Origin of the sequence: Nocardia sp. NPDC056100, from assembly GCF_042266325.1 — a bacterium.
Lineage (GTDB): Bacteria > Actinomycetota > Actinomycetes > Mycobacteriales > Mycobacteriaceae > Nocardia.
On sequence record NZ_JBHJVY010000004.1, the window covers coordinates 719,192 to 742,893 of the forward strand.

At 68.0% G+C, this 23,702-nt stretch carries 21 protein-coding genes; 15 read left to right on the plus strand and 6 right to left on the minus strand.

What is annotated here, in order from left to right:
- Window positions 1–242: 242 nt before the first annotated feature.
- The 4 genes from ACFC0O_RS33735 to hrpB all read left to right on the plus strand — a co-directional run bounded on the left by ACFC0O_RS33735 (window position 243) and on the right by hrpB (window position 5,148).
- A complete protein-coding gene (locus ACFC0O_RS33735) occupies window positions 243–866 on the plus strand; it encodes a hypothetical protein (RefSeq protein ID WP_364641916.1) in 624 nt (207 codons plus the stop codon).
- Between the two features lie 31 nt (window positions 867–897).
- A complete protein-coding gene (locus tag ACFC0O_RS33740) occupies window positions 898–1,719 on the plus strand; it encodes a helix-turn-helix domain-containing protein (protein WP_375965198.1) in 822 nt (273 codons plus the stop codon).
- A 92-nt stretch (window positions 1,720–1,811) separates the two neighbouring features.
- A complete protein-coding gene (locus ACFC0O_RS33745; protein ID WP_375965200.1) occupies window positions 1,812–2,426 on the plus strand; it encodes a DUF6636 domain-containing protein in 615 nt (204 codons plus the stop codon).
- 244 nt (window positions 2,427–2,670) lie between these two features.
- Window positions 2,671–5,148, plus strand: a complete 2,478-nt coding sequence (gene hrpB / locus ACFC0O_RS33750; protein WP_375965203.1) for an ATP-dependent helicase HrpB — start codon at window positions 2,671–2,673, stop codon at window positions 5,146–5,148.
- A 70-nt stretch (window positions 5,149–5,218) separates the two neighbouring features.
- Here hrpB and ACFC0O_RS33755 read toward each other — a convergent pair whose 3' ends face one another.
- Complete coding sequence (locus ACFC0O_RS33755; protein ID WP_375965205.1) at window positions 5,219–5,668, minus strand: SgcJ/EcaC family oxidoreductase; 450 nt, start codon at window positions 5,666–5,668, stop codon at window positions 5,219–5,221.
- 152 nt (window positions 5,669–5,820) lie between these two features.
- Here ACFC0O_RS33755 and ACFC0O_RS33760 point away from each other — a divergent pair, with 152 nt between their 5' ends.
- The 6 genes from ACFC0O_RS33760 to ACFC0O_RS33785 all read left to right on the plus strand — a co-directional run bounded on the left by ACFC0O_RS33760 (window position 5,821) and on the right by ACFC0O_RS33785 (window position 12,713).
- On the plus strand, window positions 5,821–6,693 hold the full coding sequence (locus tag ACFC0O_RS33760) for a hypothetical protein (protein WP_375965208.1): 873 nt from the start codon (window positions 5,821–5,823) through the stop codon (window positions 6,691–6,693).
- A 250-nt stretch (window positions 6,694–6,943) separates the two neighbouring features.
- Window positions 6,944–9,121 carry a glycosyltransferase family 39 protein gene (locus ACFC0O_RS33765; RefSeq protein ID WP_375965211.1) on the plus strand — a complete coding sequence of 726 codons (2,178 nt, stop codon included), beginning with the start codon at window positions 6,944–6,946 and terminating at the stop codon, window positions 9,119–9,121.
- 192 nt (window positions 9,122–9,313) lie between these two features.
- Entirely contained in the window at window positions 9,314–10,462 is a 1,149-nt protein-coding gene (locus ACFC0O_RS33770) for a BTAD domain-containing putative transcriptional regulator (RefSeq protein WP_375965213.1), read from the plus strand.
- Between the two features lie 44 nt (window positions 10,463–10,506).
- On the plus strand, window positions 10,507–11,736 hold the full coding sequence (locus ACFC0O_RS33775) for a cytochrome P450 (RefSeq protein ID WP_375965216.1): 1,230 nt from the start codon (window positions 10,507–10,509) through the stop codon (window positions 11,734–11,736).
- 49 nt (window positions 11,737–11,785) lie between these two features.
- Window positions 11,786–12,355 (plus strand): helix-turn-helix domain-containing protein, encoded by a 570-nt coding sequence (locus ACFC0O_RS33780; protein WP_364641889.1) that lies wholly within the window; start codon window positions 11,786–11,788, stop codon window positions 12,353–12,355.
- Window positions 12,356–12,419: 64 nt separating this feature from the next.
- The gene (locus ACFC0O_RS33785; RefSeq protein ID WP_375965219.1) at window positions 12,420–12,713 is read left to right on the plus strand and encodes a chorismate mutase; all 294 of its coding nucleotides are present in this window, start codon (window positions 12,420–12,422) and stop codon (window positions 12,711–12,713) included.
- Window positions 12,714–12,724: 11 nt separating this feature from the next.
- Here ACFC0O_RS33785 and ACFC0O_RS33790 read toward each other — a convergent pair whose 3' ends face one another.
- Together ACFC0O_RS33790 and ACFC0O_RS33795 are read right to left on the minus strand one after the other, a co-directional pair.
- On the minus strand, window positions 12,725–13,642 hold the full coding sequence (locus tag ACFC0O_RS33790) for an alpha/beta hydrolase (RefSeq protein WP_375965222.1): 918 nt from the start codon (window positions 13,640–13,642) through the stop codon (window positions 12,725–12,727).
- 7 nt (window positions 13,643–13,649) lie between these two features.
- Window positions 13,650–15,113 carry a flavin-containing monooxygenase gene (locus ACFC0O_RS33795; protein ID WP_375965225.1) on the minus strand — a complete coding sequence of 488 codons (1,464 nt, stop codon included), beginning with the start codon at window positions 15,111–15,113 and terminating at the stop codon, window positions 13,650–13,652.
- Between the two features lie 139 nt (window positions 15,114–15,252).
- Between ACFC0O_RS33795 and ACFC0O_RS33800 the strand changes: the two genes are divergently transcribed.
- Window positions 15,253–16,296: an NAD(P)-dependent alcohol dehydrogenase gene (locus tag ACFC0O_RS33800; protein ID WP_375965227.1), complete on the plus strand. Its 1,044-nt coding sequence runs from the start codon at window positions 15,253–15,255 to the stop codon at window positions 16,294–16,296.
- Window positions 16,297–16,317: 21 nt separating this feature from the next.
- On the opposite strand, the gene ACFC0O_RS33805 is transcribed toward ACFC0O_RS33800, so the two are convergent.
- A complete protein-coding gene (locus ACFC0O_RS33805; protein WP_375965230.1) occupies window positions 16,318–17,280 on the minus strand; it encodes a hypothetical protein in 963 nt (320 codons plus the stop codon).
- A gap of 283 nt (window positions 17,281–17,563) precedes the next feature.
- Here ACFC0O_RS33805 and ACFC0O_RS33810 point away from each other — a divergent pair, with 283 nt between their 5' ends.
- Window positions 17,564–19,078 (plus strand): amino acid permease, encoded by a 1,515-nt coding sequence (locus ACFC0O_RS33810; protein ID WP_375965232.1) that lies wholly within the window; start codon window positions 17,564–17,566, stop codon window positions 19,076–19,078.
- A 150-nt stretch (window positions 19,079–19,228) separates the two neighbouring features.
- Entirely contained in the window at window positions 19,229–19,519 is a 291-nt protein-coding gene (locus ACFC0O_RS33815; RefSeq protein WP_153804144.1) for a hypothetical protein, read from the plus strand.
- A gap of 66 nt (window positions 19,520–19,585) precedes the next feature.
- Here the strand turns inward: ACFC0O_RS33815 and ACFC0O_RS33820 are convergent, their stop codons facing one another.
- Window positions 19,586–20,233, minus strand: coding sequence for a DUF305 domain-containing protein (locus ACFC0O_RS33820; protein WP_375965234.1), 648 nt, complete (start codon window positions 20,231–20,233; stop codon window positions 19,586–19,588).
- An 88-nt stretch (window positions 20,234–20,321) separates the two neighbouring features.
- Window positions 20,322–20,807 carry a hypothetical protein gene (locus ACFC0O_RS33825; protein WP_375965237.1) on the minus strand — a complete coding sequence of 162 codons (486 nt, stop codon included), beginning with the start codon at window positions 20,805–20,807 and terminating at the stop codon, window positions 20,322–20,324.
- Between the two features lie 121 nt (window positions 20,808–20,928).
- On the opposite strand from ACFC0O_RS33825, the gene ACFC0O_RS33830 reads away from it, so the two are divergent.
- Both ACFC0O_RS33830 and ACFC0O_RS33835 read left to right on the plus strand, forming a co-directional pair.
- Entirely contained in the window at window positions 20,929–21,846 is a 918-nt protein-coding gene (locus ACFC0O_RS33830; RefSeq protein WP_375965239.1) for a ribonuclease Z, read from the plus strand.
- Between the two features lie 100 nt (window positions 21,847–21,946).
- Complete coding sequence (locus ACFC0O_RS33835) at window positions 21,947–23,623, plus strand: DUF885 family protein (RefSeq protein WP_375965242.1); 1,677 nt, start codon at window positions 21,947–21,949, stop codon at window positions 23,621–23,623.
- The last annotated feature ends 79 nt before the right edge of the window (window positions 23,624–23,702 follow it).

Below are 23,702 nucleotides of genomic sequence, written 5' to 3' on the forward strand. Positions count from 1 at the left end.
AGTGACCCTGGTCACCCGACCCGGTGCGGGATCGGACAGGTCCGGGGGCCGTGCGAGCCGGTGGGCTGTCAATCCGCGCGGGTCGCCCAACTTGGGTGGGTCATGGCCGATGTGCGCTGAACGCCGCTGCTGCACAATCGAATCAGCTGGTGATTTCGACCGGGTCTACTTGGCGTGCTCTTAAGGCGAAAGGCGGAAGTGGCTTAAGTCACCGTAAATCCGCGTCTGCCACGCTTTCGCTCATGACGGCGGGCGCATCCGGCACACAGCGGGACTGTGAGGCATTGTGTATCGCCGTCGAACGACGCATGGCGATCCGGCTCACGGTGGGACCCGTTGCGGGAGAACTCTTTCGGGTGATCGATCTGCTCGGCGGGCTGCTGCGGCACAGTCGCACCGTCGCCGGGGTGTGGGAGATGGATCCCACGCTGGCCGATGAGTTGCCCGGCACCCAGCGCATGCGCGAAATCGAGGACTTCCTCGCGCTGGCGCGGCGCATCGTGCGCGAATCCGATCAGATCTGCCCGGCCGAACCCACCGCGCCCGAACGGCGGCGGCGGGTGTGGGGCGATCTCACCGATCTGCTCATTCGCGCCGAGGTGCTGGCCGAGCGCATCATTCGCGTGGTCCCGCGCCAGCACGACACCGTCGAGGGCTCGCGCGAGATCTCCCGGCTGCGGCTGGCAACCCACGCCGACACCCTCGTCGAGGCCGCGCTGCTGATCCGCTCGGCGGTGCGCGAGGCGTTGCGGGTGCCCTCACCCGATGCCGACGCGCTCCGCCTGGCCGCCACCGCCGACCTCGTCATACAGCTGGCCGCCGGACTGGACGCCGAATCGTGTATCACGGCGCGCCAAGTCAGTTGAACCGCGTCAGAACGAAAAAGCTAGGAGCACAATGCGCGCCGTTCCGGCCGAGAACCACGGCAGCGAACAGAAGATGCTTGGCAGCTATATGCAGCGCCAGCGTCTCGAACTCGGATTGACGCAGGCACAGGTCGCGGCATTGCTGTTCATGTCCAGCTCCGGCTTCGAGAAGTACGAGAACGGGCAGCGGGTGCCGACCGTCGCCGCCATCCGATCCTGGTGCACCGCATTGGATCTGCCGCGCTACAAGCGGCGCAAGGTGTGGTCCATGGTGATGGGGGAGGACCTCACCGTCGCCGCCGGGCAATTGGAGACGGTGACCGCCGCCGAACTCAATCTCATGAATCACATGCCGGGACCGGCCTTCCTGCACCGGGTTCCGGAGTATTACGTGCTCGGCGCGAATGCCCGTGCGGTGGAGATGTTTCCGTGGCTGGATCCGGCGCTGGGCACCCCGGAACGACCGGTGAACGTGATCGTGCAGATGATGACCGATCCGCGGGCGCGCGAGGCGCTGGTCAACTGGGAAGCCATCGTGCACCGACTGGTGTACATCCTCAAGGAGAACTCGCTCGGCATCGTGCCCGAACTGGAGATCGCCGCGATTCGCCAAGCGTGCCAGTCGAATCCGAACTTCGACCGGATGTGGAACACCGCCATGCCGGTGACCGCGTACTACGACGACACCGTCATCGTGCGCGAACCCGAATTCGGCGAGGAGATCGTCTTCCAGATGGATTCGCTGCGCTGGGCGCATCCCTGGCGCGATATCGAGATGTTCAGTCTGACACCGCGAAACACCGATGACGGTCCGCCATTGCACGAGACGATGCCGGGTATCTTCGCCTGGTGATTCGCGCCGATCGTACGCCCGGTTAACGACCTCGCCGCGCGGCTCGATGACCTATATGGCGTCGGGGGCGATATCGAAATCGGGAGAAATACATGAAGGCATGGGTTTTGGCGTTCGCTGCCGTCGCCGCGATCGGCGGCATCGCCGGATGCAATGACGACACCACCACCGGGGCGACCCCCGGTTCGAACGCGCCGATCACCACCCCGGCGGGCGGGGCCGCCAACCCGGGTTCGCCCGGCACGGTCGCCGCATCCTCACCGGCCGCCGGACTGCCCACCCGCAATGACGCGAATGTGGACGCCCGCGATTTCCAGCAGGGGGATAAGTACTACTTCCAGTCGCCGACCGGAAACATCATGTGCGGCTTCGTCAATGAGGGCACCTTCGGCACCGGCTGCCAGCTCGAGCACGCCTCGGTGGTTCCCGCCGCGCTGCCCGACTGCGGCACCCGGCCCGACCGCGCGGTCGCGGCCTACATCACCGGTGCGAAATCCCAGTTCATCTGCCTGAACCAGGGCGTCTTCGTCGGCAGCCCGACCGGACCGGTCACTCCCGGCAACAACAAGGGCGGCGGCAAAGTCCTCGAATACGGTCAGACCATCATCGTGCGGGGCACCGCCTGCACCTCCACCCAGGCGGGCGTCCGCTGTGATGCGGGCGGCCACGGCTTCTTCATCGCGGCCGATCAGCAGAGCCTGTTCTGACCGGGCATCGGTCCGGTCCGGAACCGAAGCCGTTATCCCGCCTCGTCGGTGCGGGACATCGGCTGCCGTGCACGTGCGGGAATTCTTCCTCGTCATCGCCGGGAGGGCGAGGCGGGTTTGCGCACGTGCCTTCCTGGACGTGGCTCGGTGTGGGTGGCATGGGCACGTCGTGATCGGGTGCCACGGGGAGCGTGTGGTGCGGTGGGCATAGTGGCGGGCTGCGGGGAAGGCAGACTGGGCGGCAATGAAACTGCCTGAACTGCCTGATTTGCCGGTGCGCGCGGCGCTCGACGAGATCGTCGGGACGCTCGGTGAGCGCGGGACAGCGGTGCTGGTCGCGCCGCCGGGGACCGGGAAGACGACGCTGGTGCCGTTGGCGCTGGCCGCCGGGACCGGCGGGCGGATCGTGGTCGCCGAGCCGCGGCGACTGGCGGCGCGGGCGGCGGCCGGGCGGATGGCCGCGCTGCTGGGGGAGTCGGTCGGGGAGAGCGTCGGATATTCGGTGCGCGGGGACCGGCGGGTGAGCGCGAGGACCCGGATCGAGGTGGTCACCTCCGGACTGCTGGTGCGGCGGTTGCAGAATGATCCGGAGTTGAGCGGGGTCGACGCGGTGGTGCTCGACGAGTGTCATGAGCGGCATCTGGACGCCGATCTGCTGCTGGCCCTGCTGCTCGACGCGCGGGGTGGGCTGCGGCCGGATCTGCGGGTGCTGGCCACCTCCGCCACGGTCGCGGCGGATCGGCTGGCGGCGCTGCTCGGCGGTGCGCGGCCCGCGCCCGTGCTGGAAGTGCACGGGCGGGCGTATCCGGTTGAGATGGAATATGTTTCGGCACTGCCCAAGGAACGGGTCGAGGCGCATATCGCGCGGACCGTGCGATCGGCGCTGGCCGGATCCGCCGGGGATGTGCTGGTCTTCCTGCCCGGTGCGGCCGAGATTCGCCGGGTGAGCGCACAACTCTCCGGTCTGCCGGGTGTCGATGTCATGCCGTTGCACGGCAGGCTTTCCGGGGCCGCCCAGGACGCTGCCCTGCGGGCGGGGAGCCGCCGCCGCGTCGTATTGTCCACGGCCGTAGCCGAATCCAGCCTCACCGTGCCCGGTGTGCGCATCGTGGTGGATTCCGGTCTGGCCCGCGTCCCGCGCGTCGACCATCGGCGCGGCCTGTCCGGCCTTGCGACAGTGCGGGTTTCGACCGCCGTGGCCGAACAGCGCGCGGGCCGCGCCGGTCGTGAAGCGCCCGGCTGGGCGTGGCGCTGCTGGCCCGAATACGAGCACGCCACCCTGCCCGCGTACCCCGAACCGGAGATCCGCACCGCCGACCTCACCCGGCTCGCCCTGGAACTCGCATGCTGGGGCACCGCGGACGGTCAGGGCCTGGGCTGGTGGGATCCGCCGCCCCCGGGTGCCCTCGCCGCGGGCCGAGAAGTACTGCGCGCCTTGGGAGCCGAGGAATCCGGCGGTGCGGTCACCGACCGCGGACGCCGCATGGCCGCGCTCGGCCTGCACCCCCGGCTGGCGCGCGCCCTGCTCGATGGCGCGGCCCAGGTGGGAGCCCGCCCCGCCGCCGAAGTGGTCGCCCTGCTCGACGATGACACCACCGTCGCCACCGTCGACCTGATCACCGCCATCCGCACCCTGCGTGCCGATCCGCCCCAGCGCTGGAAGCGCGAGGTGGACCGCCTCACCCGGCTCGTCGAAAACGCCGAGGGCTCGGACCGCGAGCGGTTCGGGAACCCGCGGCCGCGCAATGCGGAGGATCTGGCTCTCGTTGCGGCGCTTGCGTATCCGGAGCGGTTGGCGCGGCGGCGGGGGCCGGGATCGCCCAGCTATCTGATGGCGGGCGGCACCGCCGTATCGCTGCCGCCGGGTTCCGGGGTGGGGGAATCGGAATGGCTGGCGGTGGCGGGCGCGTCCCGGGATCCGGGGCGGGCGGAGGGGCGAATTCGGCTGGCCGCCATGGCCGATGAGCAATTGGCCCGGCAGGCCGCGCCGGATCTGCTGGTCCGGGCCGATGAGGTCGACTGGGTGGACGGGGATGTGGTCGCGCGGCGGGTCGAGCGATTGGGCGCGATCGTGCTGTCGGAGAAGCCTTTACGGAATCCGGACCGGGCGCTGGTGGAACGGGCGCTGCGGCGCGGGCTGAGTACGCAGGGACTGGACCTGTTGCGGTGGAGTGCCGATGCGGTCGGGCTGCGGCAGCGGCTGGAATTCCTGCACCGCACCCTCGGCGCGCCCTGGCCCGCGATGGATAACCAAGCGCTACTGGATGATTCGGAGAGCTGGCTCGGTCCCGAGCTGGCCACCGCCAACCGCCGCGCCGATCTCGAACGCATCGATGCCGGTCAAGCGCTCCGTCGCCTACTGCCCTGGCCCCAGGCGAGCCGCTTCGACGAACTGGCTCCCGAACGCCTGGAAGTGCCCTCCGGCAGCAGGATTCGCCTCGATTACTCGGGCGACACCCCGATTCTGGCCGTCAAAGTCCAGGAGATCTTCGGCTGGGCCGAGCTCCCTCGCCTGGCCGAGGGCCGGGTGCCGATTCTGCTGCACCTGCTCTCACCGGCGCAGCGCCCGATCGCCGTCACCGCCGATCTGGCGTCGTTCTGGCAGAACGGCTGGCCCCAGGTGCGAGCGGAACTCCGCGGTCGCTACCCCAAACACGCCTGGCCGGAAGACCCCGCCGCCATGCCCGCCCACCGGGGCACCGCCCGCCGCGCGCGCGAATAGCGACCGCGCCCGCACGGGTGATCGCACCCCGCCGAGGGGTGTACGGACTCGGCGGGGTGCGGCTCGCGCCTCAGTCGGCGCGAGGGATCGGGGTGTTGTGGCGAGCGATCGTCCACCAGCGGCCGTTCTCCTTGATCAGCACGTACAGCGCGACCATGGCCGGATCCTGATCGACCAGCTCGCCCGTGGCGGTGGTCTCCCGGGCGAGCTTGTGCACCAGGGCGACATCGGCCCGGGGGAAGGTGATGTCGGCGATGTCGTAGCGCACGAACTGGTCCTTCAGGAATCCGGCGAGCCCGGCCTCCGAGGCCGCGCGCACGGTATCCGCGCCGTGCATGACCATGCCGACGGCATTGCCCGCACTGGCATTGGCGGCGTAGTCCGCGGCCATGAGCTCCGCGTCATTGGTGTTGAACGCCCGCTGCGCATTCGCGATCACCTGCGTGATCGCGGCGATATCGGCGGTGTGATCGACCGTGGTGTCCTCGATGACCGGCGCGGTCGCGGCTGCTGTGCTCATGATTCAAATCCTGATACCTCAACCAATGTTGAAGTCAAGTGCGGCATTCCGGCGTGACCCACATCACTCGCCCGGGGCTTGCTTGCATACCCCCTGGGGGTATTAACTCTGATTCGTAACAGAGATCGAAGTCAGATGAGAGGGCCGGAGAAATGACCACCCACGCACACGCCGCAGACCACGCCGACCACACGGCACACGACCCGCACGCCGGACACCATGCACAGGTGGACCACGGCGCGCATGAGGCGCACGCCGGGCATGACGCGCACGCCGGGCATGACGCGCACGCCGGGCACGACGCCGGACTGCCGGGCGGGTTGCAGGTCACGCAGGACGGGTACACGCTCGAACTGGCCGAAACCATCCTGCGCGCAGGCGAATTCGAGTTCCGGTTCCGGATTCTCGGTCCCGAGGGCGAGCCGGTCACCGACTACACGCCGCTGCACGATCGCGATCTGCACCTCATCGTGGTGCAGCGGGAACTCACCGGGTTCTGGCATGTACACCCGGAATTGGCGGCCGACGGCACCTGGGCCGTACGCCTGAACCTGCCCGCCGCCGGTGCGTACCGCGCGTTCACCGATATCGCCCCGACCGCGCTGGGCAAAACCATCACGCTCGGAGCCGATTTCGCCATCGCCGGTGAGTACGACCCGCAGCCCACCCCGGCGGCTACGCGCACCGCTCTGGTCGACGGCTACGAGGTCACGCTCGACGGTGATCTCGTCCCCGGCGAGGGACGCCTGCTCACCCTCACCGTGCGCAAGGACGGCGCACCGGTCACCGATCTGGAGCCCTACCTGGCCGCCTACGGCCACCTGGTCATCCTGCGCGCCGGCGACCTGGCCTACGTGCACGTCCACCCCAATGGCGAACCCGGCGACGGCGTCACCGCACCCGGCCCCGACATCACCTTCCACACCGCGGTCCCCGGCCCCGGCACCTACCGCCTGTTCCTGGACTTCAAGCACAACGGCACCGTCCGCACCGCACCCTTCACCCTCGCCACCACCCGCGCCTGACCGGCCCCGCGGCTCCACCGCCGCGCCCTGCCGCCCCGACCGCTCAGCGCAGCGGTTGGGGCGCAGTGCGTTTCGGGCCCTGCCGCTCCCGAGCGCCGCCGTCGGATGCGGCGGTGCCGGGTTGACGCGGGCGGACGCAGCGGGCTCACAGGGAACTCCCAGGCGAGCTGAAGCGCGGGCACACCGGGGGCTCATAGGCTGCGCGAGTCCGAGCAGGTGAAGAGCGGTTTTCGAGGAGGGTAGTGCGGGCATGACGGCGGCGATCAGCGTTGCGGACGGTGGGGTGCCGGTGCGGGACGAAACGTGGTGGAGGCCGGTGATATTCGGCCCACCCGGCAGTCCGCGCTGGGAACGGCCGGGGCTGCTGGCGCTACTCGCGGCCACCGCGGTGCTGTACCTGTGGGGACTCGGCGGGGCCGGGTGGACCAATGAGTACTACGCGGCCGCGGTGCAATCGGGGACCCAGAGCTGGAAGGCGCTGCTGTTCGCCTCGCTCGACCCGCAGAACTCCATCACGGTCGACAAACCGCCCGCCGCCATGTGGATCATGGGACTGTCCGGGCGGGTCTTCGGCTTCAACTCGTGGTCCATGCTCGCGCCCGAGGCGCTCATGGGCGTGGCCGCGGTCGGACTGCTGGTGGCGACGGTGCGCCGCTGGGCGGGACCGGCCGCCGGACTCATCGCGGGCGCGGCGCTCGCGGTAACCCCGGTGGCGGCCATGATGTTCCGCTACGACAACCCCGACGCCCTGCTGACGCTGCTGCTGGTCGCCGCCGCGTACTGCACGGTGCGGTCGGTGGACGCGCCCGGCGAGAACTGGTGGTCGGCGAGCACCGCCTGGCTGGCCGGTGCGGGCGTCCTCATGGGTCTGGGCTTCCTGACCAAGATGATGCAGGCGTTCCTGGTGCTGCCCGGGCTCGCGCTGGTGGTGCTGGTCGCGGGCGCGGGCGGAATCCTCACGCGCATAAAGAAACTGGCGACGGCGGGACTCGCCGTGGTGGTGTCCTCCGGCTGGTACGTGGCACTGGTGGCGCTGTGGCCCGCCGGATCCCGTCCGTTCATCGGCGGATCCACCGATAACAGCCTGTGGGAATTGGCCGTCGACTACAACGGCCTCGGCCGCGTCTTCGGCAACCACGGCGGCGGTGGCGGCCGCCCGGCCGCACCACGCCCCACCACCGGTGCCGCCGCCCAACTCACCGGCGGTGCCACCCCCACCCAAATCCCCACCACCGCAGGACAAATCCCCGGTGGGGGTGGCGGTGGAGGTGGCCAATTCCAGGGTGGTTTCGGGGGGTTCGGGAGTCAGCCCGGGGTTACTCGGCTGTTCAATGGTGAGCTTGCTACGGAGTTCTCGTGGTTGTTGCCTGCCGCGCTCATCGCGCTGGTGGCGGGTGTGTGGATTACTCGCAGGGTTGCTCGCACCGATCGGGTGCGTGCCGGGCTCGTGCTCTGGGGCGGTTGGCTGCTGGTGAGTGCGGCGGTGCTCAGCTATATGAGCCGGTCGTTCCACTCGTACTACTCGGTCATGCTGGCTCCGCCGATAGCGGCGCTCATCGGGATCGGCGCGACGCAGCTGTGGCAGCGGCGCGAGCATATCGCCGCGCGCGCAACGCTTTCCGTGATGAGCGTGGCCACCGGTGCCTGGACCTTCGTACTGTTGAATCGGACCGCGTACTGGCTGCCATGGTTGCGCTGGAGCATTCTCGTGCTCTCGATCGTGGCGGCGATACTGCTGCTCGGCATGCCGCGCGTGCGCCGCTTCAGCCTCGTAATCGGCACTGTCGCACTGGTTGTCGGCCTGGTCGGGCCGACCGCCTACGCGGTCGAGACCGTGGCGCAGGCGCATTCGGGCGGTAGCCCGATCGCCGGTCCGGAGCGACCCTCGCGCGGCGGGCAGTATCGCGGTGGCGGCAATGGCGCGAACGACGATTCGGCCATCGACGGCCTCATCGCCTCGGCGAATACCCGCTGGGCCGCCGCCGCGGTGGGCGCTTCCGAGGTGAGTTCGATCGAATTGCGTACCGGCGCACCGCTACTGGCGGTGGGCGGCTTCAGCGGCCGTGACGAAGCGCCGACGCTGGCGCAGTTCCAGAGCTACGTGGCGGACCATCAGGTCGGCTACTACCTGGTCCGGCAGCGCCAGAACCGCAACGGGCAGGACGAGAACGCGCAGAACGAAGGCCAGAATCCGCAGGGCCAGGGCGATCAGGGCCGCGGCGGACGCGGTCAGAACGGCCAAGGCGGCCAGAATGAGCCGGGCGGTCAGGGCGGTCAAGGTGGCCAGGGTGGCCAGGGTGGCCAGGGTGGCCAGGGTGGCGGTCGCTCCGGATCCGACCAGTCGACCTCGGCGCAGATCACGGCGTGGGTTCGGGCGAACTACCCGGTGACCATGGTCGGCAATATGGAGGTCTACCACCTCGCTTGATGGTCCGGGCGGACGACCGCACGACGGTTTTCCGCCCACGCCCGGGCCATCTGCCGATCGATCGGTTCGCACGATGCGAGCCGATCGGTCGGTATTTGTCTTGCGAGGCCGGGTAACAGCCGCCCGCGACGGCGCGAAAAAGTTTAGAGTTGCGGTCGAAAGCCACGGGGGGCGGTCGTGAGGAGTTCGGCGATGGCCGAGGTGCGCGCACAGGTCGGGGTGCTGGGCCCGGTGCAGCTCACCATCGATGGTGTACCGCAGCAGCTCGGCGGGCCGAAACAGCGTGCGGTGCTGGCCTATCTGGCCATCAACGCCAACCGGCCGGTTTCCGTCGACGCGCTCGCCACCGCCGTCTGGGAGGAGTATCCACCTCCGGACGCCCGGGTGAGCCTGCACGCCATCGTCTCCAACCTGCGAAAACCCTTGCGCGACGGCGGAATCGACGCGCGCACCGTGCTGCAGCACATGGGCACCGGCTATCGCATCGTGGTCGATGACGCCGCCTGCGATGTCTTCCGCTTCCGCACCCGCCGCGAGGTCGGTCTGCGCGCCCTCGCCGCGGGCCGATTCGCCGCCGCCACCGCGGCGCTGTCCGAAGCGCTCGCGCAATGGCGCGGTCCGGTCCTGTCCGATCTGCGCGGACTCGGTTTCGCCGACGCCTACGCCGTGGCCCTGGACGATGAGCGCATCGGCGTCATCGAGGCCCGCGCCGAAGCCGATATCGCCCAGGGCCGCGCCGAATCCGTCATCGCCGAACTCGCGCTGCTGGTGCGCGATCACGCACTGCGCGAATCACTCTGGGAACAGCTGATCACCGCGCTCTACCTGGCCGGACGGCAATCCGACGCACTCGATGCCGCTCGCCGCCTGCGCGCCACCCTGGCCGAGGAACTCGGCATCGATCCGGGTCATCGCATTCGTGAACTCGAGGCGCGCATCCTGCGCCAGGACCAGCTCACCGCCGGGGTGGTCGGGGCCGCCTCCGCGACCCGCGCCACCACCATCGTGGATCGCAGCTGGCATGAACCGGAGGCGATCCTGCGCGACCGCGACGGCAATGTCTATCCGATCTCCGGCACCGCCACCCGCATCGGACGACTCTCGGACAATGACATTCCCCTCGCTGACGGCCGGGTGAGCAGGCATCACGCGCTCATCGTCGATAACGGCATGACGTATGTGCTCAAGGATCTGCACTCCTCGAACGGTGTGTTCGTCGACGGGGTGCGGGTGGTGGACAGCGCCATCCTGGCCGATGGCGTGCGCTTGCGGATCGGCGATACCGAGCTGACCTTCGTGCTCGTCCGGGCCACCCGGGACGTATCCGCCGTCGAGGACTGAAACCTGTTCTAGACAAATGTTGCTATTTGTCTTACCGTCGAATCATGAGTTCAATGGCGTCTCAGGAAGTTCGATTCGAGCTGATGTCCGGTGAGACCTGGCGTGACCCCTGGCCCACCTACACGGCCCTGCGGGACAATGATCCGGTGCACCGGGTCATCCCCGAGGGGCGCGAGCACGACGACTTCTACGTGCTGTCCCGGCACGAGGACGTGTACGCCGCCGCGCGAGACCCCGAAACCTATTCCTCCGCAGCCGGATTGACCGTCGACTATATGAGCCTGGAAGCGGCCGGCATCCCCATCCGCCCGTTCGTGTTCATGGATCCGCCCGAACACACCGACTTCCGCCGCCGCGTCGCGGGCGGATTCACACCGCGCCAGGTGAATTCGGTCGAACCCGCGGTCCGAGCCTTCGTGGTGGATCGCCTGGAACGACTGCGCGCCAATGGATCCGGCGATATCGTCGCCGAACTCTTCAAACCGCTGCCGACCATGGTGGTCGCGCACTACCTCGGTGTGCCGGAAGCCGATCGGGACCGCTTCGACGAATGGACCTACGCCATCGTCGGCGGTGCCGTGGACGGCGCCAAGATCGCCGCGGGCGGTGAATTGCCCTCTGCCCTCGGCGAAATGGTCGGCTACTTCGCCGAACTCATCGCCCGCCGCCGCGCCGAACCCGGCGATGACACCATCTCGCACCTGCTCGCCTCCGGCCTCGGCGAGGACGGCGACAATGAAGGCATCCTGGCCATCCTCGGCTTCGCCTTCACCATGATCACCGGCGGAAACGACACCACCACCGGCAATCTCGGCGGCGCGGTCCAACTGCTGCACCGGTATCCGGAACAGCGGCGACTGCTCGCCGAACATCCCGAACTCATTCCCGAGGCGGTGGAGGAATTCCTGCGCATGACCTCACCGGTGCAGGGTCTGGCGCGCGCGACAACCCGCGATGTGGAACTGCACGACACCATCATCCCCGCCGGGCGCAAGGTGCTGCTGCTCTACGGCTCCGCCAATCGCGATGAACGCGAATTCGGCCCCACCGCAGCCGAACTCGACGTGCGCCGCAATCCCAAGCGCATCATGACCTTCAGCCACGGCCACCACCACTGCCTCGGCGCGGCCGCCGCCCGCATGCAGGCCCGGGTCGCGCTGGAGGAACTCCTCACCCGCTGCCCCGACTTCGCCGTCGACCTCGACAATGTCACCTGGTCGAACGGCAACTACGTGCGCTGGCCCATGAGCGTCCCCTTCCGGGCCGTCGCGTAGCTCGCGCCGGTAGGGTCGGGCGAACGTTCGAAGGCCGAAGGGAGACAGCATGAGCCGGGACTGGCTGTCCGACGATCGGGCCGACCTGGCCGCCGAACGCATTCTCGACGCGGCGGCGGACCTGTTCGCCGAACGCGGGGTGACCGCGGTCGGCATGGGGGATATCGCCAAGGCGGCCGGGTGTTCGCGGGCCACGCTGTACCGGTACTTCGAGAACCGGCAGGCGGTGCGGCTGGCCTTCGTACACCGCGAAACCCGGCGCATCTCGGCGCGCGTGGTTGATCAGGTGCGCGGTATCGAGGATCCGGGCGAGCGGATCATCGCCGCCATGCTCGGGGCCGTGCATCAGGTGCGCGCCGAACCGCTGCTCATCGCCTGGTTCCGGCCCGGTGAGGCGGGGGCGGCCGGGCGCATCAGCCAGGATTCCGAGGTCATCGAATCCATCGCGGCGAATCTGTTCACCCCGACCGGGCTCACCGATCCCGAACGCAGCCGCCTTGCCCGCTGGCTGACGCGCATCATCGTCTCGCTGCTGTCCGCTCCCGGGCGCGATGACGAGGACGAACGCACCATGCTCGAGGAGTTCGTCGTTCCGATCATCACGCGCGCCTTCGCCTGAGCTGTTCGACGCTGCCGATGCGGGCCGCTATGCCGTTCCGATAGCCCGGCTAAGGTAATCGACCGTGTCCGCTCCAGAATCGCTCGCCGAAGTCCGCACCCGCATCGACGCCCTCGACGGGGAGCTGACCCGATTGCTGGCCGAACGGCAGCAACTCGTGCGTGCCGCCGCCGGATTCAAGAAGGATGAGCAGGCTGTGCGCGCCCCCGATCGTGTGGAGCAGGTCGTCTCGCTCGCCAAGGAACGCGCCGCGGCCGCCGGACTGGAACCCGCCGTCGCGGAAGCCGTGTGGCGGGCCATGATCGGCGCGTTCATCACCCTCGAACTCGACACCCACGCCGAAATCGGCCGCGGCTGAACCGGTTTCGGTCAGTGCGTGGCGCGATAGCCGGTGCGGTGGCCGTAGATGCCCTCCGCGAGCATGGCGGCCAGATCACTCACCGCCGCGCGAGCGGGCTTCATGGGCATGGCGTGAAAGACATGCCAGAGCTTGCGGTACTCCCGATGCCGCAGCGGCGCACCGACTTTCGCCGCCATATCGGCCAGGCGGCGACCGTCACCCGATAGCGGATCATCGGTCGCCGAGTGCAGGACTATCGGGGGCAGGCCGATGAGGTCCCCGTATATCGGGGACAGCGCGCGGCGTCGCTCGGCCGGGACGCCCGGCAGATAGCCGTCCAGGCATTTCGCGATCACCTCGGGGGTGAGCAGCGGTTCGCGGGTGGGACCGCAGTGGAAGGCCGCCGAATCCGGTGAGAAATCCATCAGCGGGCAGATCATGCCGAGCACCGCGGGTGCGGGCAATGCCTCGTCCCGAATGCGCAGGCCGAGTTCCAGGGTGAGGCCACCACCTGCCGAATCACCCGCCACCGCAATGCGTTCCGACGGAATGCCCTGCGCCAGCAGGGCCCGATAGGCAGCCATCGCATCCTCGATGGGCGCGGGATGCGGATGCTCCGGGGCGAGCCGGTAGTCGAGGGCGTAGACGGTGGTATTCATATCCACCGCGAGCGGCCCGGTCAGCGGCCGCATCATCTTGGGACTGCCCATGACGAAGCCGCCGCCGTGCAGGTAGAGCACCGCCGCGTCGGCGGGAGCACTTGGCGGAGTGAGGATTTCGACCGGCAGGCCGGCAAGTCGCCCGGCTGTCACGGTCACCCCCTTGCCCGCGCTCGCCGACGTCGTGCTCACGGTGGCGCGACGGCGCACCTCCACCCAGTCCGGGGCCGCGCCGAACCACCACGCACCCACGGCGCGGGACATCAGACGGGTCAGGGAAATCAGCACCGGGCACTCACTTCTCGCTCGGGGCCGGGCGGCCCAGGTGGTAGTCGACGGCATCGGGTTGCCGCCGGATTCGCTTCTCGTACTGGTTCGGACTCCACGGCCACAGCTCCGGCAGCCCGTCCTTGCCCAGATACCAGCTCTGACAGCCGGTGGTCCACACCGTGCCGGGGGCGGCGGCGCGCATCATGGCGTTGTAGCGGTCGGTCGCGGCGGCGGTGGGTGCGACGGTCTCGAATTCGCCTGCGCACCAGCGCTTCAGCCAGCCGACAATGCGAGACGACTGTGCTTCGGCGACCGCGGTCAAAGGATGATTGGCGAAAGGGCTGTGCGGTCCGACCAGCATGAACAGATTCGGGAAGTCCGGCATCATCACACCCTCGAAGGCGCGGGGACCATTCGCCCAGGCTTGATCCAGGGTGCGGCCTTCGGTTCCGGTGATCGCCATCGGCCGCATATACGCGTGCGAATCGAATCCCGTTGCCAGCACCAGGATATCGAGTTCGTGCAGCTCGCCGTCGGCGGTCACCACGCCGCCGTCCTTCACGTGATCGATACCGCTGGTGACCAATTCGACGTCCGTGCGCTGCACCACGCTGTAGAACCGATCCGACACCACCAGTCGCTTGCACATGGCCTGATAGTCCGGCGTCAGCTTGCGCCGCAACTCGGGATCCTTGACCGATCGCAGATTTCGCGCCACCACCCATTGGATGAAGGAGCGAATCCGGCCCGGATGCACCAGGCCCTGCGAAAAGGCCGCGAAGAAGCCACGATTCATCTGATACGCCGCACTACCCAGCAGCGGTAGCCGCTGATAGAGCCGCTTCGTCACATCCCGGTACCGCTTGTTGACCGTCGGCAGAATCCACTGCGGAGTCCGCTGGAACATCACGACTTTCGGCACCTTGCCGCCGAGCTCGCTGACCAATTGCGTTCCGGTGGAACCGGACCCGATGACGCCGACCCTTTTACCGGTCAGATCGACCGTGTGATCCCAGCGCGAGGAATGCATGACGGTACCGGCGAAATCATCCAGCCCCGCGATATCCGGCCGCTTCGGCCGATGCAGGAATCCCGTTGCGCACAAGACGAAGTCGAAGATCCGCTCCGCGCCGTCGGAGGTGCGCACCCGCCACGTGCTGCCCTCGAAACGCGCGCCGACCACCTCGACGCCGAACCTCGTATGCGCGGGCAGCCCGTGCTCGCGCGCCACCCCGGCGAGGTAGTCCCGAATCTCCGGCCCGGCCGAATACAGTTGGGACCATTCGGGATTCATGGCGAAGGTGAACTGGTAATAGCGCGAAGGCACATCGCACACCAGTCCGGGATAGGTATTGTCGCGCCAGGTGCCGCCGTAATCGGCCGCCTTCTCGAAGATCGTGAAATCGGTGAATCCGGCTCGCCGCAGGGCCACCCCCATACAGATGCCGGAGATTCCGGCACCCACCACGGCGATACGTGGTTCGTTCATGCGACCGCAGCCTAGGTTCCTGTCCCGGTCTTCGGGAGACTTTTCGAGATATCAGTAGACATCCCGTCATTCGTTAGACGCAGTGTATAGCGAGTGCTAGCGTGTGCGCCAGATCACCAGCGCCAGCCAAGGAAGAAATATGCGAGCACTCCAGTGGACCGGCCCCGAAAAAGTCGCGGTCAACGACATCCCGGTCCCCGATATCGGACCCAATGATCTGCTGCTGCGGGTCGGCGCCGCCGGTGTCTGCCACTCGGATGTGACCCTGGTGAACTTCCCGTACCAAATACGCGAGGAACCGCTCACTATCGGCCACGAGATCGCGGGCACCATCGAGGCCATCGGTTCCCATGTGAACGGTCGTGAGGTCGGCGAACGCGGACTCGTGTACCTGTTCTGGACCTGCGGCGTCTGCCGCGAATGCGTCAGCGGCAATGAGAACGTCTGCATCGCGGCCGGTCGCGTCGCCATGCCGCCCACCCCCGGCCTCACCGTCGAAGGCGGCATGGCGGAGTACGTGCGCATTCCGGCCAGCGCCTTCGTGCCGATCGGGGACCTGGATTTCCTGCAGGCCGCACCCGTCGCCGATGCCGCGCTCACCGCGTACCACTCCATTCGCGGGGCGCGAGATGTATTGCGCCCCGGCGGAACCGCCGTCGCCATCGGCATCGGCGGGCTCGGTCACGTCGCCGTGCAGATTCTCCAGGCCATCACCGGCGTGCGGGTCATCGCCGTCGACGTGACCCAGGACAAACTCGATCTGGCCGCCAAATGCGGTGCGGACCTTGGCATTCTGTCCGGCGAGGACACCTCGAAGCAGATTCTGGAACTCACCGGCGGGCGCGGCGCGGAAGCGGTGTTCGATTTCGTCGGCATCGATGCCACCGCGAAGATGGCGGTCGAGAGCGTCGCGCCCAATGGCGCGTACCGCATGATCGGCATCGGCGGCGGCACCCCGCCGGAGATCAATGCCGGTCCGGCGGGCGGCCCGGGCCTGCCCTGGGGCGCGACGGTGCGAAAGTCGCTGGGCGGCACCAGGGGTGACCTCTACGACTGCGTCGGCCTCGCGCAGGCGGGCAAACTGCATATCGAGATCGAGCGCTTCGATCTCGCCGACGGCGCGGAAGCGTTGCGCCGCTTGGACAATGGCGAGATCAACGGCCGCGCGGTGCTGGTGCCCTGACCCGGAGTCACCATCCCCGAATCACCGGTTCGGAAAACGACGCTCGAGCCAGGCTCGGGTCTTGGCGCTCGGCGCGTGCGCCACGATGGCGCGCTGGGCGTCCGGCGTGAGATGCGCCGAAAGCGTTGGGAGCCGCTGCCGTCCGGGCCAGCTCGCCAGATAGCGGACCGCACCCGTCAGGGCGCGGTCCGCGGGTGTGTCCGCCCCCGTGCGCACCGCCGTGCTCGTCACCGTGTGCTCGGTCGCGCCCGCCGTCGCGCGACCCGCCGCGTTCTCCATCGCCCGCGCGATATCCGCCGGGTCCTCCTGATCCAGCAATTGCGCCGGAACCGCCTCGTGCGTGGGATATCCCGAGGAGTTCGCGGTGCCCGAGCCGTACCAGATCAGCACTCGCAGGATTCGATCGATCGGATCTGGATAACCGGATAGCAGGCGGTCGCGCACCCGTACCAATTCGGGCTCGAGCAGCGGTACGCCTCGATCGGTGGTTTCCAGGAACATGGCGGTGTAGTCGGTGATCAGCTCGGGGATATCGGCCGTCCAGCGGCGGCGGGCCTGTCCGGCCGCGGCGGCGCGGCGCTGGGCGGCCCGGAATTCGCGCAGCGGCCAGGTCACCCCGCGCACCGCCAGCCATTCCAGCGAGCGCGCGCTGTCGCGCAGGATGGCGTCATCGTGCCAGCCGCCCCAGCGCGCGGCATCGTCCCAGCGCACCGAATCACCGTGGTGCAGGGTCACGCCGGTGAGTTCGCGACCGGTCGCGTCGAGGAAGACGAAGGACACGTCACCGAAGCACATGCAGGACATACCGGGTGCGTCGGTGACCAGCAGGGCTTCGCGCAGCGCCTGTACGGCAACCGGGTCGCGCTCCACCAGTAGCGAGCGAGCATCACCGCGCATTTCCCGAATCTGCACCGCGCGGGCATCGGCCAGCACGCGGTCCAGCGCCGCCCGATCACCCGTGGCGCGCCCGCCCCCGTCCTGCATACCAAACCCTAACGGGACCGGCCGGTTCCGGGCGAGAGGTCATTCGAACCGCATTCGGGCGAATGTTGTCCGTCCAGTTGCTGAACTGGTTCGTACCAGTGGGTGATACGGTTCGGTGTGACGCCGACAACTCAGATCTCGCCCCGAGATCGAGAGCACCGACCGGGGCAGGACCAGGGTTTCTGTCTGCCGGTCACATGCGAAGGCGAACGAATCAGGTGCCGGGCGTTGCACGTCCGACGCCAACTGCATTGTTGCCGAGAAGTCAGACCTAGGAGACACAGTGGCGATATCGGATCCCAAGTCGGGAGCGCCAGGAGAACTGTCCCCCCGTGACAGCGGGTTATTCCGCACCAAATCCGTCGAACAGTCCATGCGGGACACCGACGAACCCGATGCCAAACTCCGCAAGGACCTGACCTCCTGGGACCTCACCATCTTCGGCGTGGCCGTGGTCGTCGGCGCGGGCATCTTCACCCTCACCGCGCGCACCGCCGGCAACCTCGCCGGACCGGCGGTATCGCTGGCCTTCGTCTTCGCCGCCGTCGCCTGCGGCCTGGCCGCGCTCTGCTACGCCGAATTCGCCTCCACCGTGCCGGTCGCGGGCAGCGCGTACACCTTCTCCTACGCCACCTTCGGCGAGATCGTGGCCTGGATCATCGGCTGGGACCTCATCCTGGAATTCGCGCTCGGCACCTCGGTCGTGGCCAAGGGCTGGTCGCAGTACCTCGGCGTCGTCATGGGCGGACGCCAGCCCATCTGGCACTTCGGCTCGATCAAATTCGATTGGGGCGCAGTACTTCTCATCGCCGTGCTGGCCGTACTGCTGGCGCTGGGCACCAAGCTCTCCTCCCGTGTCTCGGCCGTGGCCGTCGCCATCAAGCTGGCCGTCATCGCCCTGGTCGTCGTGGTCGGCGCGACCTACTTCAAGGCCAGCAATCTGAAGCCGTTCATCCCGGAATCGGTGCCCAATACCGATGACTCCACCGGCAAACTGCATCAGACCCTGTTCCAGCTCGTCACCGGCGGCGGGCACAGCAGCTTCGGCTGGTACGGCCTGCTCGCCGCGGCCAGCATCGTGTTCTTCGCCTTCATCGGCTTCGACGTGGTCGCCACCGCCGCCGAGGAGACCAAGAACCCGCAGCGCAATGTGCCGCGCGGCATTCTCGGCTCGCTCGCCATCGTCACCGTGCTGTACGTGGTGGTCTCGCTGGTGCTGACCGGCATGGTGTCCTACAAGGATCTGCAGGGCGATGACGCCACCCTGGCCACCGCGTTCGCCATCAACGGCGTCACCTGGGCCAAGAACCTCATCTCCATCGGCGCGCTGGCCGGTCTCACCACCGTCGTGATGGTGCTGTTCCTGGGCCAGACCCGAGTGCTGTTCGCCATGGCCCGCGACGGACTCATGCCGCGCAAGCTGGCCAAGACCGGGCCCAAGGGCACCCCGGTGCGGATCACCGCCATCGTCGGCGTCATCTGCGCGGTGCTGGCCGGATTCGTGGACTTCGGCACGCTCGAGGAAATGGTCAATATCGGCACGCTCTTCGCGTTCGTGCTGGTGTCCATCGGTGTGGTCGTACTGCGCCGCAGCCGCCCCGACCTGCCGCGCGGCTTCCGCGTGCCGCTGGTGCCGCTGGTGCCGATCCTGTCCGTGATCGCCTGCGCCTGGCTCATGTTCAACCTGTCCGTGGAGACCTGGCTGCGGTTCGTGATCTGGATGGCGATCGGTTTCGTTATCTACTTCGCCTACAGCCGCAAGCACTCCCTGCTCGGCAAAGCGAATGCCAAGCAATAACTGAACGGTCGCTCGAGTTCGCTGCCGGTGGTGTGTCGTCATGACTCGACCTGGCGGGATGAGGTTCAATTGCACTCACTAGTGAGAGTTGCGCCACAAGTTCCGCCCTGTCAGCACCACCTCAGCATTCGAGAGGAATCGATCGTGAGCATGCTCCTCGCCACCGTGCACGAGACCTACACGACCGTGGTCGCGCAGATAGGCAATCCGACACCGGAGACCCCACCGGTCGCGGACAAGCTGATGAAACTCGTTCGCTACTTCACCTGGTTCACCATGCTCTCCGGCGTCACCGCCATCACCTACGGCGGCGGCCGCTTCGCCTGGGAGAAGTGGAGCGGCGGCGGGCTGGAATCGCCGAAGATGGTGGCGGGAGCCATGATCGGTGGCGCGACGGCCACCAGCGCCGGAACCATCATGAATACGGTCATCGGCAGCTGAATCGGCCACACTACGAGCACTCGACGGGTGCACCGGGATTCCGGTGCACCCGTTGTGCTTTCCGGGCTAGGACTTGCCGAGCATGCGGTTCATCTCGTCGATCTCGGCCTGCTGACTCGTGACGATGGCCTGGGCCATGGCCTTGGACTCGGCGTTGCCACCGCCCGCGAGTTCGGTATTCGCCATATCGATCGCACCCTTGTGATGCTCGATCATCATTCGCATCCACATGGTGTCGAAGTCCGGGCCGGAGAGCTTTTCCAGCGCGGTCATCTGATCGGCCGTCATCATTCCGGCCATACCTTCGTGGCCCATGGTGGCGCTCGGTGCGCCCTTGCCGAAGGCCTGCAGCAGCGTGGTGATCTGCTGCATCTCCGGGGACTGGGCCTGCTCCACGTTCTTGGCGAGCGCGATCAACTGCGGATTCTGCGAGCGCGACGGCACCAGCTTCGCCATCTCCACCGCCTGCGCGTGATGCGGGTACATCATCTGCAGGAAGGTGATGTCGGCGGCGTTGAAATCGGTGCGGGTGGCGGGCTGCGCGGGGGTTGTCGTGCCGCCGCCGTGATTCATACCGGGCATGGAAGCGCCGGTGCTGCTGGTGGTTTCGGGGGCCGAACTCGACGAATCATTGCTGGAACAGCCCGCGGCGATGACCGCGACAGCGGCGGTACCGGCGATGACGGCGAGCTTGATACGGCTGATGGTGAACATGCTTGAACTCCTTGGCAATTGCGGAGGATGAGAAAAGGGCATGCGAAAGCGCGCGTCCGCGTGGGGAATACGCGGTCGCGGCGGCCCATCAGATCCGCAGAATCGCCAAATCGGCCAGGGATAGCACCGTCCACGGCGGGGGACGGGCGCGGTGCGGGGGTAGTTGGCGCACCTTGGTCGCGGTCGCTGCACGCTGCCGCAGTCCGAACCAGCCCAGCAGGGCCAGCCCGAGGGCGAGCAGCAGGGCGGTCAATACGAAGACGCAGCCGTGCAATCCGGCATGTCCGTCGCAATCGCCGCCGCAGCCGGGCATGGTCTGCTCGTGTGCGGTGCTCATGGCGAGAGGCGTGCCGACGGCCATGGTGAGCGGCTCGGGCATGGCAGCCGCGAGCGGTGCGGTCATGGCAGCGTCGAGCGGTGCGGTCGAATGCGCGTCCGAGCCCATATGGGTCATTTCGCCGGAATCGCCGCCCATGCCGATGACCACCGCGTGCATGATCGCGATTCCGGCGAGCAGGGTGAACAGGCCGAATGCCCGGGTCAACCGGGTTCCGAGGGCCTGTTGTTCCACCACGGGAGCCATTCTAGTGCCGGGCACTCCGGCCGCCGCGATACCCCCGCCTGGTATTGACGCGAGGCGCGCCCGGGAACGCGCCGCCCTGAGGAAGTCGCCCCCGCCCGGTAGCCTGACGCCCGTGTCACAGCGCGAACTGGTCATTTTGGGAACAGCCAGTCAAGTACCGACCAAACAGCGCAATCACAATGGCTATCTGCTGCGCTGGGATGGCGAGGGCATGCTTTTCGACCCGGGGGAGGGCACGCAGCGGCAGATGATCTACGCCGGGGTCTCGGCCACCGATCTCACCCGCATCGGCATCACGCACTTCCACGGCGATCACAGCCTCGGGCTCGCGGGCGTGGTGCAGCGGATCAGCCTGGACAGGGTGCCGCATCCGGTCGACGTGTACTACCCGGCCTCGGGGGAGGAGTACTTCCAGCGGCTGTGCACCTCCACCGCGTATCACCAGACCGGGGAACTGCGACCGCATCCGATCGCCGCGGCGGGGGAATTGGACGCGCCCGGAGCGCCTTTCACACTGCGCACCGCACCGCTCTCCCATCCGGTGGAGGCGTTCGGGTATCGGCTCACCGAGGCCGACGGACGGCGGATCGTGCCGGAACTGCTGCGCGAATTCGGACTGTCCGGACCGGTGGTCGGCCGACTACAGCGCGATGGCGAGGTCGAGATCGACGGGCGCACCATCTATCTCGACGAGGTCAGCGAATTGCGCCGGGGGCAGAGCTTCGCGTTCATCATGGACACGCGTATGTGCGATGGGGTGCACGAACTGGCGGCGGGGGTGGACATGCTGGTCATCGAGGCCACCTTCGTGGACGCCGATACCCATCTCGCCACCGAGTTCGGACATCTCACGGCCGGGCAGGCGGGCGAGGTCGCGGCCCGCGCCGGTGCGCGCACCCTGGTGCTCACCCACTTCTCACAGCGCTATCGCTCACTCGACGACCATCTGTCCGAGGCGCGCAAAGAGTTCGACGGCGAGATCGTCGTCGCCGAGGATCTCATGCGAATTCCGGTGCCGCCCCGGCACTGAGCGGTGTTCACCGATTGCCGCGCGGGTGGCCGGAAGTCGCAGGGGTGCGAAGTCGGCCGGGCCGTTTCGGTCCGGTTGGCGCGCGTGCATGATGGGTTGCATGGATGCGCACGAGGAACTCATCGCCCTTGCCGACCGGTACTGGGACACCATGCTGGAGTCCGCGCCCAGTGAGGCAACACTGTTGGGGGACAGGCGTTTCGACGATCGGATCGAGGATCTGTCCGAAGCCGCCGAGCAGCGGTTGCTCGGTGCGTGGCGCGAGCTGATCACCGAGGTCGACGCCCTCGATCCCGAGCTGTTGAACGCCGAGGACCGCGTCACCCGCAGCCTGCTGCGCACCGAATTGGTCTCCGCCGCCGCCCAGCTGGAATGGCGGCCGGTGGAACTGGCCTCGGATCAGATGACGGGTGTGCACGCGGGCCTGCTCACCATGGCCCCGCAGCTCAACGCGCCCGCACCGGAGAACGCCCTGGCGCTGGTGCGGCGCTTCCGGCAGTTCGGCGCACTCGTGGACCAGGCCGTCGCGCGCTTCCGCGCCGGGCTGGCCGCCGGTCGCACGCCCGCGCGCATCACCATCGAGCGGTCGCTCAATCAGCTCGACGGATACCTGGCCTCCGATATCGACGCCGATCCGTTCGCCACCTTCGCCGGTCCGGCGGACTGGGATGGCGAAAAGGCTTGGCGCGCAGACCTGGCCGAGGTGGTGCGCGAGGTCATCCGTCCCGCCTTCGCCGAATACCGCCGGGTGCTCGCCGAGGAACTGCTGCCGGTGGCCCGCCCCGATGAACAGCCCGGCCTGTGCTGGCTCGGCGATGACGGTGCGGACATCTACGGTCGCCTGCTCCGGCTGCACACCACGCTGCCCGATCTGGGCGCGGAGGAGATCCATCAGCTCGGACTGGACGAATTGGCCGGGCTGCGCGCCGAATACGCCGAAATCGGTGAGCGGCTCTTCGGCCTGACCGAGCAGAGCGAGATCTTCGCCCGGCTGCGCGAGGATTCGGCGCTGCGCTACGGCGACCGCGAGGAGATCATGGTCGAGGCGCGCGCCTGTCTGGCCGCCGCCAATGTCGAGATGGGCAATTGGTTCGGCCGACTCCCCGTGCAGTCCTGCGATATCGTGCCGGTCCCGGATTTCCTCGCGCCCGACGCGCCCGCGGCCTACTACTTCCCGCCCGCGGCCGACGGGTCCCGGCCCGGCGCGTACTTCGTCAACCTGCATGATCCCAAGGGCCGCAACAGGTATGAGACCGCGGCGGTCGCGTATCACGAGGCCATTCCGGGTCACCATCTCCAGCTCACCATCGCCAATGAGCTGGACCATCTGCCGCGCTTCCAGCGCATGTCCTTCTCCAATACCGCGTTCGTGGAGGGCTGGGCCCTCTACACCGAACGTCTGGCCGACGAAATGGGTTTGTACCCGGACGATCTGGCCCGCATCGGCATGCTGGCGGCAGACTCCTGGCGCTCCTGCCGGCTGGTGGTCGACACCGGTCTGCATGCCAAGGGCTGGACCCGCCAGCAGGCCATCGACTTCATGGTCGCCAATGCCCCGGTCGGTGTGGACGAGATCCGCACCGAGGTGGACCGCTATATCGCCATGCCCGGTCAGGCCGTCGCCTACAAGGTCGGCCAGCTCGAAATCCGCCGCCAGCGTGCCGCCGCACAGGAGCGCCTGGGCGCGGACTTCGATATCAAGACCTTCCATGACGTGGTGCTGGGTTCGGGCTCGGTGAGCCTGCCGGTGCTACGAGAGCTCGCCGGATCGCTCTGATCCGGCGCCGGCGCGAGCCGCTCCCGCAGACGCGGCTCGCGCTCCGGTCTTCCGCCGTGCCGGGTATCGGCCGCGCCCA

Bases quoted from the DNA above. Each gene is read 5' to 3' on its own strand.
- hrpB (WP_375965203.1), top strand. From the start codon at position 2,671: ATGAAACTGCCTGAACTGCCTGATTTGCCGGTGCGCGCGGCGCTCGAC.
- ACFC0O_RS33800 (WP_375965227.1), top strand. From the start codon at position 15,253: ATGCGAGCACTCCAGTGGACCGGCCCCGAAAAAGTCGCGGTCAACGAC.
- ACFC0O_RS33805 (WP_375965230.1), bottom strand. From the start codon at position 17,280: ATGCAGGACGGGGGCGGGCGCGCCACGGGTGATCGGGCGGCGCTGGAC.
- ACFC0O_RS33835 (WP_375965242.1), top strand. From the start codon at position 21,947: ATGGATGCGCACGAGGAACTCATCGCCCTTGCCGACCGGTACTGGGAC.
- ACFC0O_RS33765 (WP_375965211.1), top strand. From the start codon at position 6,944: ATGACGGCGGCGATCAGCGTTGCGGACGGTGGGGTGCCGGTGCGGGAC.
- ACFC0O_RS33735 (WP_364641916.1), top strand. From the start codon at position 243: ATGACGGCGGGCGCATCCGGCACACAGCGGGACTGTGAGGCATTGTGT.
- ACFC0O_RS33755 (WP_375965205.1), bottom strand. From the start codon at position 5,668: ATGAGCACAGCAGCCGCGACCGCGCCGGTCATCGAGGACACCACGGTC.
- ACFC0O_RS33770 (WP_375965213.1), top strand. From the start codon at position 9,314: ATGGCCGAGGTGCGCGCACAGGTCGGGGTGCTGGGCCCGGTGCAGCTC.
- ACFC0O_RS33780 (WP_364641889.1), top strand. From the start codon at position 11,786: ATGAGCCGGGACTGGCTGTCCGACGATCGGGCCGACCTGGCCGCCGAA.
- ACFC0O_RS33745 (WP_375965200.1), top strand. From the start codon at position 1,812: ATGAAGGCATGGGTTTTGGCGTTCGCTGCCGTCGCCGCGATCGGCGGC.
- ACFC0O_RS33795 (WP_375965225.1), bottom strand. From the start codon at position 15,113: ATGAACGAACCACGTATCGCCGTGGTGGGTGCCGGAATCTCCGGCATC.
- ACFC0O_RS33815 (WP_153804144.1), top strand. From the start codon at position 19,229: ATGCTCCTCGCCACCGTGCACGAGACCTACACGACCGTGGTCGCGCAG.
- ACFC0O_RS33775 (WP_375965216.1), top strand. From the start codon at position 10,507: ATGAGTTCAATGGCGTCTCAGGAAGTTCGATTCGAGCTGATGTCCGGT.
- ACFC0O_RS33820 (WP_375965234.1), bottom strand. From the start codon at position 20,233: ATGTTCACCATCAGCCGTATCAAGCTCGCCGTCATCGCCGGTACCGCC.
- ACFC0O_RS33760 (WP_375965208.1), top strand. From the start codon at position 5,821: ATGACCACCCACGCACACGCCGCAGACCACGCCGACCACACGGCACAC.
- ACFC0O_RS33740 (WP_375965198.1), top strand. From the start codon at position 898: ATGCGCGCCGTTCCGGCCGAGAACCACGGCAGCGAACAGAAGATGCTT.